Below are 14,580 nucleotides of genomic sequence, written 5' to 3'. Positions count from 1 at the left end.
CCGTGCCCGGCACCTCACAAGGACCGGGGATCGTCGATGCGCACGCGCACCTGCGGCAGCTTCTTCGCCGAGCGTGCGGCGGTGATCTCGGCCAGCCGCGCACCGACGGCCGGGCCGGCAGCGATGGGGTAGGCGGCGACGACCCGCTGACCGTCCTCGTCATCGTCGCGGATGAGCTCCTCAAGGACGTCGACGTCTGCGAGCACGGCGTCGATGTCCGTGCCGGCCCCGGCGAGTTCGACGATGCGCCTATACGGCGGGAAGCCGAGCTCGCGTCGATCGTGCAGGGCCCTCGCCATCGTCACCGCGGGGTCGAACGTCGTCAGTGCCGTACGGATGACCTCATCGGTGTCGCCGAGGTAGACGACTCCCCCATCGGTGCGTGAGCGCACCAGCGACGCCGCCCGCATCCGCCGCCGCACCCCCTCATCGCTTGCGCGCATCCACGGTCCCGGCCACAGGGAGTCGAGCAGGATCCCGGCCGCATACCCGCCGATCGCATAGGGTTCGGCTCCGGTGGTGGCGACGACGACGCGGGGGGCGAAGTCGACGGCGATGGGGATGTCCTCTCCCCCGGATTCGACGATCTCGACACCCGGCAGCGCCCGGCGCAGCTCCTCGACGGTGCGTGTGCGGCCGCGCACGATCGAGCGGACCTCATGGGAGCGGCAGCGGCCGCACGTGAACGTCTCGGAGTGGTAGCCGCACGTCCGGCACGCGAAGGGGCCGACCTCGGACTGGGTGGACAGCGGGGACTCGCAGACGGGACAGCGCGCGGTCTCCTGGCAGCGGGCGCACGCGAAGACCGGGTAGTACCCGGCCCGCGGCACCTGGACGAGGACGGGTCCCGCGGTCTCGTCCCCGCGCGGCCGCAGCGCCTGGCGCATGATCTCCCAGGCGCGGCTGGGGATGCGCTGCCACGCATAGGGGTCGCGTTCCTCGTCGGGGACGAGGACGCGCGGTGAGCCCGCTCGGCGCGCGTTCGCCGCAGGGCTGACATCGCTCAGCCATCCGATCTCGACGAGGCGTTCGACCTCGGCGCTGCGATCGAACGCAACGAAGAGGAGACCGGTGTCCTCGAGGTTCGACCGGAGCAGGCACACCTCACGCGCGTGCGGGTAAGGAGCGTGCTGGTCGAGGTAGCTCTGGTCGGCGTCGTCGGTGCAGATGATGAGGCCGAGGTCGACCATCGGGGCGAAGGCGGCGGCACGCGTGCCGATGAGCAGCCGGGTGCCCCCGAGCAGCCCGGTCAGCCATGCCGTCCACCGCTGCTCAGGCGACTGGTCGGCATGGAGTTCGGTGAACTCGGTGAGCCTCCCGCGATCGATCTCGGCGCGCAGGGCCGCAGACAGCACGGCGATCTCCCGATGGTCGGGGACGAGCCAGAGCACGGACCTGCCCTGCGCGAGCGCCGCCTGGGCCGCTTCGAGTCCCGCCGTGATCCAGCCGAGTCCCGGCAGCCTGCCGGGCGTGAGCGTGAGTGCGAGGCGCGCCCGGTCGGAGCCGGCGGGCGCGGTGCCGTGGTCCTCGTCGCCGCTCTCGGCGACCCACGCGCCGAGGGCGGCGAGCACGCTGTCGGTGCCGGACTCCGGGGCGGTGTCGGCGGTCTCTGTGTCGGCGGCGTCGGTCTCCGTGCCGGCAGCGTCGGTCTCTGTGCGGGCGGCATCCTTACCGGCGGCGGCCTTGTCGGCGGCCTCCGCGCCGACAGGACCCTCCTCGTCGGCGTGCTCGAGTGCGCGCAGCACCGCCTTCTCCGCCCGAGCGTGCCGGGGCGGGATGGCGAGACGCAGCACGTCGGGCAGGGTGCCGGCGTACCGCGTGGCCACGGCTTCGCAGAGTTCGAGGAGGTCGGGCGAAAGCACCGTGATCGGACTCGTCACCCGTTCGATGACGGCGAGCGGTCCGACGTGGTCGCTCGTCGCCGTCCTGGCGAGGACGAATCCGTCGCGCAGCTTCCCGGCGAACTTCACCCGCACCCGCACCCCGGGGCGGACCGCCTCGGCGAGGGAGGCGGGCACCGCGTAGTCGAAGGTCCGTGCGAGATGCGGGACGGGATGGTCGATGAGGACCTGGGCGACGGGATCAGTCTCCGCGACGGGGACCTGGCCGAGCGCGGTGGTGGGGGTGGAGAAGAGGTGTTCGTCCACGAACTCAGTTCGCCGAGACGGCCCGGAGCAGGTCGTCCGCGCGGTCCGTGCGCTCCCACGTGAAGTCGGGCAGCTCGCGGCCGAAGTGACCGTAGGTCGAGGTCTGGGAGTAGATCGGGCGGAGGAGGTCGAGCTCCTGGATGATCATCGCGGGGCGCAGGTCGAAGACCTCGCGGATGGCCCGGGTGATCGCTGCGGGGTCGACCTTCTCGGTGCCGAAGGTCTCGACGTAGAGGCCCATCGGGTCGACCCGCCCGATCGCGTAGGAGACCTGGACCTCGGCGCGGTCGGCGAGTCCTGCGGCGACGATGTTCTTCGCCACCCAGCGCATCGCGTAGGCCGCGGAGCGGTCGACCTTCGAGGGATCCTTGCCGGAGAACGCGCCGCCGCCGTGGCGGGAGAAGCCGCCGTAGGTGTCGACGATGATCTTGCGTCCCGTCAGTCCCGCATCACCCATCGGCCCGCCGGTGACGAAGGGCCCGGCGGGGTTGATGTGGACGTTCTCGCCGCTCCGGTCGAGTCCCGAGGCATCGGCGATGGGGTCGATGACAAGTGCGCGGATGTCGGCCTTGAGCTGTTCCTGGTCGATCCCGGCGGCATGCTGGGTGGAGACGACGATGTTCTCGAGCGAGACGGCGGTGTCGCCGTCGTAGCCGAGGGTGAGCTGGGTCTTCCCGTCGGGGCGGAGGTAGTCGAGCTCACCGGACTTGCGGACCTCGCTGAGCCTCTCGGCCATCCGTGAGGCGAGGTGGATGGGCAGCGGCATGAGGACGTCGGTGGCGTTGTCGGCGTAGCCGAACATCAGCCCCTGGTCGCCGGCGCCGAGGGAGGAGCCGTGGTCGGTCTCGAGCGCCTCGCGGAAGTCGAGCGGGTTGGTCACCCCCGAGTGGATGTCCGTCGACTGGCTGCCGATCGAGACCGAGACGCCGCACGAGTGTCCGTCGAAACCAGTGTCCGAGGAGTCGTAGCCGATGCCGGTGATGAGGCTGCGGACGATCCCGGCAACGTCGGCGTAGGCGTCGGTGTTGACCTCGCCGGCGACGTGGACGAGTCCCGTGGTCACCATCGTCTCGACGGCGACCTTCGCATCGGGATCCTTGCCCAGGAGGTCGTCGAGGACGGCGTCGCTGATCTGGTCGCAGATCTTGTCGGGGTGGCCTTCGGTGACGGATTCGGAGGAGAAGTAGCGCAGTTCGGATGTACTCACGGCGTCGATTCTACTGGGGTGAGGCGTTCGGCGATGACGGCTGTGACCTTTTGCGCAACATCGTCCTTCGTGCCCGCGAGCCTCGCTGCGTCGACGACCTCGTCCCCGTCGGCGGCGAGGACGACGACCTCGGTGACGTCGTGGCCGAAGGCCCGGTCGGCGGAGACGTCGTTGAAGACGAGGAGGTCGGCTCCCTTGCGGCGGAACTTCTCGACCGCGTACTCGTGTGCGGTGTGGGTGGCGTCTCCGGTCTCGGCGGCGAAGCCGACGATGAACTGGCCGGGTCGGCGCGAGGCGACGAGCCCGGCGAGGACGTCGGGGTTCTGGACGAGGTCGATGCGCATGCCCTCGTCGCCGGACTTCTTCAGCTTCGACTCCCCCACCTCGGCGGGACGGTAGTCGGCGACCGCGGCGGCCATGATGATGACGTCGGCGGAGGCCTGCGCGGTCTCCATGGCCTCCTGGAGGTCGAGCGTCGACTCGATGGGGGTGATGGAGATGTCGGCGGGAAGGTCGCTGAGCAGACCCGTGTCGACGTGGGCGGCGACGAGCTCGACCTCCGCACCGGCGGCATGCGCGGCGCGGGCCAGGGCGATGCCCTGCTTGCCCGAGGAGCGGTTGCCGAGGAAGCGGACGGGGTCGAGGGCCTCCCGGGTGCCGCCGGCGCTGACGACGACCCGGCGTCCGGTCAGGGCTCCCCCCTGTGCAGAGGCGCTGGGCTCATCGGATCCGACCGCGGCGAGGGCGAAGGCGACGATGTCCTCCGGTTCGGGCAGACGCCCGGGTCCGGAGTCGGGGCCGGTGAGCCGACCGACGGCGGGCTCGAGGATGTGGACTCCGCGCGAGCGCAGCGTGGCGATGTTCGCGACGGTCGCCGGGTTGAGCCACATCTCCGTGTGCATGGCGGGCGCGACGACGACGGGGGCGGTCGTCGTGAGCACGGTCGCGGTGAGGAGGTCGTCGGCCATTCCGGCGGCGATCTTCGCAATCGTGTTCGCCGTCGCCGGGGCGATGATGACGAGGTCGGCGTCCTGGCCGATGCGGACGTGGTTGACCTGGTCGACGAAGTCGAAGACATCGGTGGTCACCGGCCGGCCCGAGAGCGCCTCGAAGGTCGGGGCGCCGACGAACTCCAGGGCGCTGGGGGTGGGCACGACCGTGACGGTGTGCCCGATCTCTCGGAGGCGCCGGATGACATGGGCGGCCTTGTACGCGGCGATCCCGCCGGCGACTCCGAGGACGACTCTCACTGGTCGCTGAAGTCGATCGCGCCGTCGGTGCTCACGCTCGTCTCTGCGGTCTCCTCGACCGTGACGGGGGCGAAGTCGGATTCGGAGATCTCACGGGAGACGATCTTGCCCTCGTTGATCTCGCGCAGCGAGATCGACAGCGGCTTCTCGTTCGGGCCGGGGGTGACCAGGGGGCCGACGTTCTCGAGCAGACCCTCCTGCAGCTGGGCGTAGTAGGAGTTGATCTGACGCGCTCGCTGGGCCGCGATGGAGACGAGTTCGTACTTCGAGCCGGTGACGGAGAGGAGTTCGTCGATCGGCGGATTGGTGATGCCTTCAGGCTGAGCAGGCAAGGAGTGTCCCATCTAATCGAGTGTGGATATACCCATCAATTGTATGAGTTCTTCGGCCGCAGTGCGAACGCTGTCGTTGACGATGGTGACGTCGAACTCGGATTCGGCGGCGAGTTCGGCCCGCGCCGTGGTCAGGCGCCGCTCCTGCTCCTCGGCGGACTCGGTCCCGCGACCGGTGAGGCGGCACACGAGCTCCTCCCATGTCGGCGGGGCGAGGAAGACGAAGAGGGCGTCGGGCATCTTCGCCTTGACCTGCCTGGCGCCCTGGAGGTCGATCTCGAGGAGCGAGGGCACTCCTGCCTCGAGCCTGCTCCGCACCGGGGCGGCGGGAGTGCCGTAGCGGTGCCGACCGTGGACGACGGCGTATTCGAGCATCTCGTCGCGGGCGATGAGTCCGTCGAACTCGTCGTCGGAGACGAAGTGATAGTGGACACCGTCGATCTCGCCGGGGCGGCGGGGCCGTGTGGTCGCGGAGACCGAGAACCAGATCTCGGGGTGGTGCTGTCTGATGTAGCTGCTGATGGTGCCTTTTCCGACCGCTGTGGGCCCCGCGAGCACGGTGAGTCGAGTGTTCACAGATCTGAGGTTGTCACACTCAGGAGTATTTCTCCAACAGGGCGTTCTTCTGGTGCACTCCGAGTCCCTTGATGCGGCGCGAGGAGGCGATGCCGACCTCCTCCATGGCCGCTTCGGCGCGCCTGTCGCCGACGCCGGGCAGGGAGCGCAGCAGGTCGAGCACGCGCATCTTCGCGAGCGCTTCGTCCTTCCCCGCCTTCTGGAGCACTGCCGCGAGATCCGTCTCTCCGCTCTTGAGCGCCGCCTTCACCTCGGCACGCACCTGTCGAGCCTTGAATGCCTTGTCAAGGGCGGCCGAACGCTGTTGCGGGGTCAATGGTTCGAGTGCCACATTATCTCCTCTGTCACCATGAACGGGCAGGTAGGGAAGTTGCTTCAGTCTAAAACACAAACCCGCATGACCGACACAGCGAGGAGAAGAAAAACCTCAGTCGTCGAGGGTCAGGGACGCGTTGAGCGCCTTCGCCGCCTCGCGCAGACCTGTCGGTCCGGCTGCGAGCACGGCCCGGGAGGCGGCGACGACGATCTGGCGACGGCGCAGCGCCTCCCGCCCGAAGACGGCGATGAGCTCGCCTCGGCCCGCACCCTGGGCGCCGACGCCGGGAGCGAGAATGGGACCTCCGCAGTCGCTCGGGTCGAAGCCGAGTTCGGACGCTGCCCGTCCGATCGTCGCACCGACGACGAGGCCGTAGGGACCCAGCCCCTCCCCCTGCGTCAGCTGCGCATTGGCCTGGGCGACGGCGGCGGCGACGCTGCCGGCCACGGAGTCGCCGAAGCCCTCGACCGGGTGACCCGTCCGGGCGTGCTGGACGCTCGCGCCTTCGGGATTCGAGGTGAGGGCGAGGACGAACAGGCCCCGGTCGTCGGCTGCCGCGAGGTCGAAGGCGGCGCCGAGCGCGCCGACGCCGAGGTACGGGGAGACCGTGACGGCGTCGGCGGACAGCGGCGAGTCGGGTGCGAGATGGGCCTGGGCGTAGCCGGCCATCGTCGAGCCGATGTCCCCGCGTTTGACGTCGAGGATGGTGATGAGCCCCCGCTCACGGCACGCGGCCAGCGTCTCCTCGAGGGCTGCGACCCCGGCGGAGCCGAAGCGCTCGAAGAACGCCGACTGCGGTTTGACCGCGGCCACGGTGCCGGCGAGCTCGGTGACGGTGCGCAGGGCGAACTCCCTCACCCCGGCTGCGGTCAGGGGCAGCCCCCACGCCTCGAGGAGGTGGTCGTGGGGGTCGATGCCCACGCACACGGGTCCGTGCGCGGCCATCGCCTCCGAGAGCCTCGTGCCGAACATCATGCGCTCCAGTCCTGGAGGCTGCGCACGCCGAAGGTCTTCTCCCGCACCGCGTGGAGCGAGGTGATGGCGGCTGCGAACTCCGCGATCGTCGTGATCAGCGGCACCGAGTTCGCGGTCGCGGCGGCGCGGATCTCGTAGCCGTCGGCGCGTTCCTGCCGGCCGGCAGGGACGTTGATGACCATGTCGATCGTGCCCGCTGCGAGGTAGTCGAGCACCGTGCGGTCCTCGGCGTCGGCCTCGAAGTGCTTGTGCACCTGGGAGGTCGCGATCCCGTAGCGGGAGAGGACCGCGGCGGTGCCGGTGGTGGCGACGACGTCGAAGCCCATGTCGACGAGCTCCTTGACCGGCAGCACCATGGCCCGCTTGTCGCGGTCGGCGACGGAGACGAAGACGGTGCCCGAGGTGGGGAGCTTGATCGAGGCCCCGAGCTGTCCCTTCGCGAACGCTGTCGGGAAGTCGTGGTCGATGCCCATGACCTCACCGGTCGAGCGCATCTCGGGTCCGAGCACGGAGTCGACGACCTTGCCCTCGACGGTGCGGAACCGACGGAACGGCAGCACGGCCTCCTTGACGGCGATCGGGTGGTCGAGCGGCAGCGTCGAGCCGTCACCGGTCTCCGGCAGCAGGGTCCCGCGCAGATCGGCGATCGTCCGCCCCACGGCGATGAGCGCGGCGGCCTTCGCCAGCTGCGTCGACGTCGCCTTCGAGACGAACGGGACGGTGCGCGAGGCGCGCGGGTTGGCTTCGATGACGTAGAGGACGTCGGCGGTGATGGCGAACTGGATGTTGAGCAGTCCGCGCACGCTCACGCCTTCGGCGATCGCCCGGGTGGCGGTGCGCACCCGTTCGAGGACGTCCTCGCCGAGGGTGAGCGAGGGCAGCACGCACGCGGAGTCGCCCGAGTGGATGCCGGCCTCCTCGATGTGCTCCATGATGCCGCCGATGAAGATGTCCTCACCGTCGTAGAGGGCGTCGACGTCGATCTCGATCGCGTCCTCGAGGAAGCGGTCGACGAGGACGGGCCGGTCGACGGAGACCTCGGTGGCGGTGGCCATGTAGTCGAGCAGCTGGGTGCGGTCGTAGACGATCTGCATGCCGCGCCCGCCGAGGACGTACGAGGGGCGCACGAGCACGGGATAGCCGATCTCCTCGGCGATGACGGCCGCCTCGTGGGCGGTCACCGCGGTGCCGTGCTTGGGGGCGGTGAGACCCGCCCGGGCGAGGACGGCACCGAACTCGCCGCGATCCTCGGCGAGGTCGATCGCCTCGGGCTGCGTGCCGAGCACGGGGACGCCTGCTGCCTTGAGCCGGTCGGCCAGTCCCAGCGGGGTCTGCCCGCCGAGGGTGCAGACGACGCCGAGGACGGGACCGGCGGCGAGTTCGGCGTGGTAGACCTCCATGACGTCCTCGAACGTCAGCGGTTCGAAGTAGAGGCGGTCGGCGGTGTCGTAGTCGGTCGAGACGGTCTCGGGGTTGCAGTTGACCATGACGGTCTCAAAGCCGGCCTCGCCGATGGCCATCGTCGCGTGGACGCACGAGTAGTCGAACTCGATGCCCTGGCCGATCCGGTTCGGGCCCGAACCGAGGATGAGCACGGCGGGGCGATCACGCGGCTCGACCTCGGTCTCCTCGTCGTAGCTCGAGTAGTGGTAGGGCGTGTGGGCCTCGAACTCGCCGGCGCACGTATCGACGGTCTTGAACACGGGCCGGATCCGCAGGGCGTGGCGGACCCCGGTGACGACGTCGGTGCTCAGGCTGCGCAGGTGGGCGATCTGCTCGTCGGAGAAGCCGTGGTTCTTCGCGATCCGCAGCACCTCGGCGTCGAGCTCGTCGGCGCCGGCGATGAACTCGGCGACCTCGTTGATGAGTTCGATCTGGTCGAGGAACCACGGGTCGATGCCGCTCGCCTCATGGACCTCGGCGTTCGTCAGGCCGGCCGCGAGTCCGCGCTGGACGGCGTGGATGCGGTCTGCGGTGGGGTGGCCGATCGCCTCGAGCAGGGCCTCGCGCACCTCGTCGTCGGAGATGTCCGGCAGGTCCGCCCAGGAGAACGACGAGCCCTTCTGCTCCATCGAGCGCATCGCCTTCTGCAGTGCGGTCGTGAAGTTCCGGCCCAGCGCCATGACCTCGCCGACGGACTTCATGGTCGTCGTCAGGGTCGGGTCGGCGGCGGGGAACTTCTCGAACGTGAAGCGCGGGATCTTGACGACGACGTAGTCGAGGGTGGGTTCGAAGCTCGCCGGGGTGACCTGCGTGATGTCGTTGGGGATCTCGTCGAGGGAGTAGCCGACGGCGAGTTTGGCGGCCATCTTCGCGATCGGGAAACCGGTCGCCTTCGACGCCAGCGCCGAGGACCGGGAGACGCGCGGGTTCATCTCGATGACGACGATGCGCCCGGTGACGGGATCGACGGCGAACTGGATGTTGCAGCCGCCGGTGTCGACGCCGACTGCGCGGATGACGTCGATGCCGATGTCGCGCATCCGCTGGTATTCGCGGTCGGTCAGGGTCAGCGACGGGGCCACGGTGATCGAATCGCCGGTGTGGACGCCGACGGGGTCGACGTTCTCGATCGAGCACACGACGACGACGTTGTCCTTGTGGTCGCGCATGAGCTCGAGCTCGTACTCCTTCCACCCGAGGATCGACTCCTCGAGGAGGACCTCGGTGGTGATGGAGTCGGAGAGGCCGGCACCGGCGATGCGGCGCAGATCGGTCTCGTCATACGCCATGCCCGATCCGAGTCCGCCCATCGTGAAGGAGGGGCGGACGACGAGGGGGTAGCCGAGCTCCTCGGCGCCGGCGATCGCCTCGTCGAGGGTGTGGCAGATGACGGAGCGGGCCACCTCGGCGCCGCAGTCCTCGACGATCTGCTTGAACTTCTGCCGGTCCTCGCCGCGCTGGATCGCGTCGACGTCGGCGCCGATGAGCTCGACGCCGTACTTCTCCAGCGTGCCCGCCTCGTGGAGGGCGATCGCGGCGTTGAGCGCGGTCTGCCCGCCGAGGGTCGGCAGGATCGCGTCGGGGCGCTCCTTGGCGATGATCGACTCGATGATGTCGGGGTCGATGGGCTCGACGTAGGTGGCGTCGGCGACGTCGGGGTCGGTCATGATCGTCGCGGGGTTGGAGTTGATGAGGATGACGCGCAGGCCCTCTGACCTGAGCACACGGCACGCCTGGGTGCCGGAGTAGTCGAACTCGCAGGCCTGCCCGATGACGATGGGACCGGAGCCGATGACGAGGACGGAGTCGAGATCGTTGCGAAGTGGCATGGGCGGCTCCTTAGGCGCGGGAGGACATGAGGTCGACGAACCGGTCGAACAGGTAGTCCGAGTCGTGGGGTCCCGCGGCGGCCTCGGGATGGAATTGGACGGAGAAGGCGGGGATGTCGAGGCACTGGAGTCCCTCGACGACATCGTCGTTGAGGCACACGTGCGAGACGACGACACGGCCGAAGTCGGGATCGGCAGGCGCAGTGGTCTCCCCCTCGAGGCGGGCGTCGACGGCGAAGCCGTGGTTCTGCGCGGTGATCTCGACCTTGTCCGTCGTCCGGTCGATGACGGGGACGTTGATGCCGCGGTGGCCGAAGGGCAGCTTGAACGTGCCGAAGCCGAGTGCCCGGCCGAGCAGCTGGTTGCCGAAGCAGATGCCGAAGAAGGGGATCCGAGCCCCCAGCACCTCGCGCAGCAGCGCGACCTGCTCGTCGGCGGTCGCGGGGTCGCCGGGTCCGTTGGAGAAGAAGACGCCGTCGACGCCGAGGGCGCGGATCTCCTCGAACGTCACCGAGGCGGGCACGACGTGGACGTCGATGCCGCGCTCTGCCAGGCGCTGCGGGGTCATCGCCTTGATGCCGAGGTCGACGGCGGCGACGGAGAACTTCGCCTCCCCCACGGCGGGCACGAGTTCGGGCTCGCTCACGCTCACCTCGTCGGCGAGCTGGGAACCGGCCATCGGCGGAGTCGCGAGCACGGTCTCGAGCATCGTCCCTGGGTCCGCCTCGGCGGCGGGACCGGAGAAGATGCCCATGCGCATCGCGCCCTTGTCGCGCAGATGCCGGGTGAGCGCACGGGTGTCGACGTCCTTGATCCCCACGACCCCCGCCTCGGCGAGGTGGGTCTCGAGGTCGCCCTCGGAGCGCCAGTTCGACGAGATCCGGGAGGCGTCGCGGACGACGTAGCCGGACACCCAGATCTGCCGGGACTCGTCATCGGCTGCGTTGATGCCGGTGTTGCCGATGTGCGGAGCCGTCTGGATGACGATCTGCCGGTGGTAGGAGGGGTCGGTCAGGGTCTCCTGGTAGCCGGACATCGCGGTGACGAAGACGGCTTCGCCGACGGTCTCCCCGACGGCTCCGTAGGCGGACCCGGTGAACGTGCGGCCGTCTTCGAGCACGAGGACGGCGGGAGTGGTGGACAGTCTCATGGTGCCTCTACGATCATCTCTCTGATGCGGTTGACGGTGGGCGCGGTGTCGGCGGAGTAGCGGGCGCGGAAGCCGGTGTCGACGAGCGTCTCGCCGAGCCTCCACGTGATGCGCACAATGCCGCCGCGTTCGACGAATTTGCCGATCATCCCCGAGGTGGTGTCGACGGAGACGATGTCGGCGCGCGGGATGAGGAAGTCCTCACGACCGGCGAGGTCGAGGATCACTCCCCCGTCGGTGACGACGAGCTCACCGCTGGTGCGGATGCCGAGCCCGTGGATGGCGACCCGCTCGAGCGGGTGTCCCGCGTGCGTGGTCGAGACGTACGAGCCCTCGACGGGATCGGCGATCGGGGTGATGCCGAGGTGGGGCTTGGCGGGCGCGGTGAGCGCCTCCTGACTGCGCTTGCGCCGCGTCCACCCCCATGTGAGGGCGAGGAGGATGAGGAGGAAGATGCCTGCGATGATGAGGACGCTCACGCTTCGGTCCATGATGCTCCTCCCGGGTGGGGTGTGCTCAGCGCACCGTCGGCGAGCACGCGGTGGCCGTAGAAGAAGGTGTCGGTGACCTTCGTGTTCACCTCGACCCCGGCGAAGGGGTTGTTCCGGCCCTTCGTCGCATGCTCGGCCGGGGTGATCGTGTGCGGTGCGGCGGGGTCGATGAGGACGATGTTCGCGCTCGCCCCGGTCTCGAGGCTGCCGTGGCCGGTGGCGCCGGTGATCCTCGCCGGTGCCTGCGAAATCACACGGGCGACGTCGCCGAAGTCGAAGTCGTAGTCCTTCATCGCTTCGACGACGACGGCCAGCGCCGTCTCCATCCCGACCATGCCCATGGCCGCCGCGGACCATTCGCTGCATTTGTGCTCGGCGGTGTGCGGGGCGTGGTCGGTGCCGACGACGTCGATCGTCCCATCGGCCAGGGCCTCGCGCAGGGCCTGGACGTCGCGGTCGGTGCGCAGCGGCGGGTTGACCTTGTAGACGGGGTCGAAGGTGCGCACGAGTTCGTCGGTGAGCATGAGGTGGTGAGGGGTGACCTCGGCGGTGACCCGGACCCCGCGCGACTTCGCCCAGCGGATGATGTCGACGCTGCCGGCCGTGGACACGTGGCAGACGTGGAGGCGGGAGCCGACATGTTCGGTGAGGAGGACGTCGCGGGCGATGATCGACTCCTCGGCGACCGCGGGCCAGCCGGGCAGGCCGAGTTCGGCGGAGACGACGCCCTCGTTCATCTGCGCACCCTCGGTGAGCCGGGGCTCCTGGGCGTGCTGGGCGATGACGCCGTCGAAGGTCTTGACGTATTCGAGGGCGCGGCGCATGAGGAGGGGGTCGGAGACGCAGATGCCGTCGTCGGAGAACATCCGCACCCTGGCCTCGGAGCGGGCCATGGCGCCGAGCTCGGCGAGCTGACGGCCCTCCAGCCCGATCGTCACGGCGCCGACGGGCACGACCTCGGTAAAACCGGCGGTCCGGCCCAGCCGGTGGACCTGCTCGACGACGCCGGCGGTGTCGGCGACCGGCGCGGTGTTCGCCATCGCGTGCACGCACGTGAACCCGCCGGCTGCGGCCGACCGGGAGCCGGTGAGGACGGTCTCCGCGTCCTCCTTGCCGGGCTCGCGCAGGTGCGTGTGCATGTCGACGAACCCGGGCAGGGCGATGAGCCCGGTGGCGTCGACGACCTCGTGGTCGTCTCCGAGCAGTTCGGGGTCGACGATCGTGCCCTCGGAGATCGCGATGTCGGCGATTCCGCGGCCGAGGACGTCGGCGCCGGAGATGAGATAGTCAGTCAATGGTCTCCTCCTGACCGGTCAGCAGGCGGTGGAGGACCGCCATGCGCACGCTCACCCCGTTCTCGACCTGGTCGAGGATGAGGGCGCGGGGCGAGTCCGCGGCGGCCGCCGAGATCTCGAACCCGCGGTTCATCGGGCCGGGGTGCATGATGAAGGTGTCGCCGAGGCGCTGCAGTCGCGCTTCGCTCAGGCCCCACAGCCGCGCGTACTCGCGGGCGTTGGGGAAGAACGACTCGTGCATCCGCTCGTGCTGGACGCGGAGCATCATCACCGCGTCGAAGTCGACCGCGCCGATGGCGGAGTCGAGGTCGTAGTGGATCGTCACCGGCCACGTCTCGGCACCCCACGGGAGCAGGGTCGGCGGGGCGACGAGGTGGACGTCGGCGCCGAGGCGGTCGAGGAGGTGGACGTTCGACCGTGCCACCCGGGAGTGGAGGATGTCGCCGACGATGGCGACGCTCGCACCGTCGAGGCCCTTCCCGCGGGGACCCTCGGCGACCGCGCCCGAGGCGGGGACTCCGGCGAGTGCCCGACGGAGGGTGAAGGCGTCGAGGAGGGCCTGGGTGGGGTGTTCGTGGGTGCCGTCCCCGGCATTGACGACGGGGACGTCGATCCAGCCGGTGTCGGCGAGACGCTGCGCGGTTCCGGCAGCCGAGTGGCGGACGACGATCGCATCCGCACCCATCGCGGAGATCGTCTGCACGGTGTCCTGGAGGCTCTCGCCCTTCGAGACCGATGAGCCCTTCGCGGAGAAGTTGAGCACATCGGCCGACAGACGCTTCGCGGCGGCTTCGAAGGAGAGCCGCGTGCGGGTGGAATCCTCGAAGAAGAGGTTGACGACGGTGCGCCCCCGCAGCACGGGCAGCTTCTTCACCTCGCGGGCGCTGAGCTGGGTCATCTCCTCGGCGATGTCGAGGAGACCGATCGCGTCGGCGCGGGAGAGCGAGGAGGTGTCGAGGAGGTGCTTCATCCGCGGCCTCCCGAGATCGTCACTGCGTCCTCGCCGTCGACCTCGGTCAGCGAGACATTCACCCTCTCGCTCGAGGAGGTCGGGAGGTTCTTGCCGACGTGGTCGGCGCGGATCGGCAGGTCGCGGTGGCCCCGGTCGACGAGGACGGCGAGCCGGACCCGTGCGGGCCGGCCGAGGTCGGAGAGTGCGTCGAGGGCGGCCCGGATCGTCCGCCCGGAGAAGAGCACATCGTCGACGAGGACGACGGTGCGTCCGTCGATGCCCGCATCGGGGATGCGGGTGGGCTCCGGGGCGCGGTAGGCGCCCGAACGGAGGTCGTCGCGGTACATCGTGATGTCGAGGCTGCCGACGAGCCGATCCGCGGACTCCGGTCTTCCCGAGATGTCGGCGATGAGTCCGCCGAGGCGGTTCGCCAGGGGCACTCCCCGTCGGGGGATGCCGAGGAGGACGAGGTCGTCCGTGCCCTTGTTCGATTCGATGATCTCGTGGGCGATGCGGGTCGTCGCCCTGCGCACATCGGCGCCGTCGAGCACTGTTCGCTCTGTCATGTCTGCCCTTCTCCGCCTCTCGGGACGGTGGTTAAAGGAGCGTGTCCAGCC

At 69.7% G+C, this 14,580-nt stretch carries 13 protein-coding genes; all 13 read right to left on the bottom strand.

Annotated elements, in window-relative coordinates; all coding sequences use genetic code 11:
* Positions 1-14: 14 nt before the first annotated feature.
* The 13 genes from EZE58_RS15650 to pyrR all read right to left on the bottom strand — a co-directional run bounded on the left by EZE58_RS15650 (position 15) and on the right by pyrR (position 14,529).
* Positions 15-2,147, bottom strand: a complete 2,133-nt coding sequence (locus tag EZE58_RS15650) for a primosomal protein N' (protein ID WP_167560891.1) — start codon at positions 2,145-2,147, stop codon at positions 15-17.
* Positions 2,148-2,151: 4 nt separating this feature from the next.
* Positions 2,152-3,354, bottom strand: a complete 1,203-nt coding sequence (gene metK / locus EZE58_RS15645) for a methionine adenosyltransferase (protein WP_009377164.1) — start codon at positions 3,352-3,354, stop codon at positions 2,152-2,154.
* On the bottom strand, positions 3,351-4,604 hold the full coding sequence (gene coaBC / locus EZE58_RS15640) for a bifunctional phosphopantothenoylcysteine decarboxylase/phosphopantothenate--cysteine ligase CoaBC (RefSeq protein WP_009377163.1): 1,254 nt from the start codon (positions 4,602-4,604) through the stop codon (positions 3,351-3,353). Before coaBC ends, metK begins: the two co-directional genes overlap by 4 nt.
* Entirely contained in the window at positions 4,601-4,948 is a 348-nt protein-coding gene (gene rpoZ / locus EZE58_RS15635; RefSeq protein WP_009377162.1) for a DNA-directed RNA polymerase subunit omega, read from the bottom strand. Before rpoZ ends, coaBC begins: the two co-directional genes overlap by 4 nt.
* Positions 4,949-5,512: a guanylate kinase gene (gene gmk, locus EZE58_RS15630; RefSeq protein ID WP_009377161.1), complete on the bottom strand. Its 564-nt coding sequence runs from the start codon at positions 5,510-5,512 to the stop codon at positions 4,949-4,951.
* Positions 5,513-5,531: 19 nt separating this feature from the next.
* Complete coding sequence (gene mihF, locus EZE58_RS15625) at positions 5,532-5,843, bottom strand: integration host factor, actinobacterial type (RefSeq protein ID WP_040341490.1); 312 nt, start codon at positions 5,841-5,843, stop codon at positions 5,532-5,534.
* A 96-nt stretch (positions 5,844-5,939) separates the two neighbouring features.
* Positions 5,940-6,800, bottom strand: a complete 861-nt coding sequence (gene pyrF, locus EZE58_RS15620; protein ID WP_100227420.1) for an orotidine-5'-phosphate decarboxylase — start codon at positions 6,798-6,800, stop codon at positions 5,940-5,942.
* Positions 6,800-10,075 carry a carbamoyl-phosphate synthase large subunit gene (gene carB, locus EZE58_RS15615; RefSeq protein WP_167560889.1) on the bottom strand — a complete coding sequence of 1,092 codons (3,276 nt, stop codon included), beginning with the start codon at positions 10,073-10,075 and terminating at the stop codon, positions 6,800-6,802. Before carB ends, pyrF begins: the two co-directional genes overlap by 1 nt.
* 10 nt (positions 10,076-10,085) lie before the next feature.
* Positions 10,086-11,225, bottom strand: a complete 1,140-nt coding sequence (gene carA, locus EZE58_RS15610; protein WP_167560888.1) for a glutamine-hydrolyzing carbamoyl-phosphate synthase small subunit — start codon at positions 11,223-11,225, stop codon at positions 10,086-10,088.
* A complete protein-coding gene (locus EZE58_RS15605; RefSeq protein ID WP_009377156.1) occupies positions 11,222-11,716 on the bottom strand; it encodes a hypothetical protein in 495 nt (164 codons plus the stop codon). Before EZE58_RS15605 ends, carA begins: the two co-directional genes overlap by 4 nt.
* Positions 11,701-13,011, bottom strand: a complete 1,311-nt coding sequence (locus EZE58_RS15600) for a dihydroorotase (protein WP_009377155.1) — start codon at positions 13,009-13,011, stop codon at positions 11,701-11,703. The genes EZE58_RS15605 and EZE58_RS15600 overlap by 16 nt, the downstream gene beginning before the upstream one ends.
* Positions 13,004-13,981: an aspartate carbamoyltransferase catalytic subunit gene (locus EZE58_RS15595; RefSeq protein WP_009377154.1), complete on the bottom strand. Its 978-nt coding sequence runs from the start codon at positions 13,979-13,981 to the stop codon at positions 13,004-13,006. Before EZE58_RS15595 ends, EZE58_RS15600 begins: the two co-directional genes overlap by 8 nt.
* Positions 13,978-14,529: a bifunctional pyr operon transcriptional regulator/uracil phosphoribosyltransferase PyrR gene (pyrR, locus tag EZE58_RS15590; RefSeq protein WP_009377153.1), complete on the bottom strand. Its 552-nt coding sequence runs from the start codon at positions 14,527-14,529 to the stop codon at positions 13,978-13,980. Before pyrR ends, EZE58_RS15595 begins: the two co-directional genes overlap by 4 nt.
* Between the last annotated feature and the right edge of the window lie 51 nt (positions 14,530-14,580).

It is taken from the genome of Brevibacterium sp. LS14 (assembly GCF_012027885.1).
Classification (GTDB): Bacteria; Actinomycetota; Actinomycetes; order Actinomycetales; family Brevibacteriaceae; genus Brevibacterium; species Brevibacterium casei.
The sequence above is the reverse complement of the archived record's forward strand: the minus strand, read 5'-3'. Positions and strand labels throughout refer to the sequence as shown.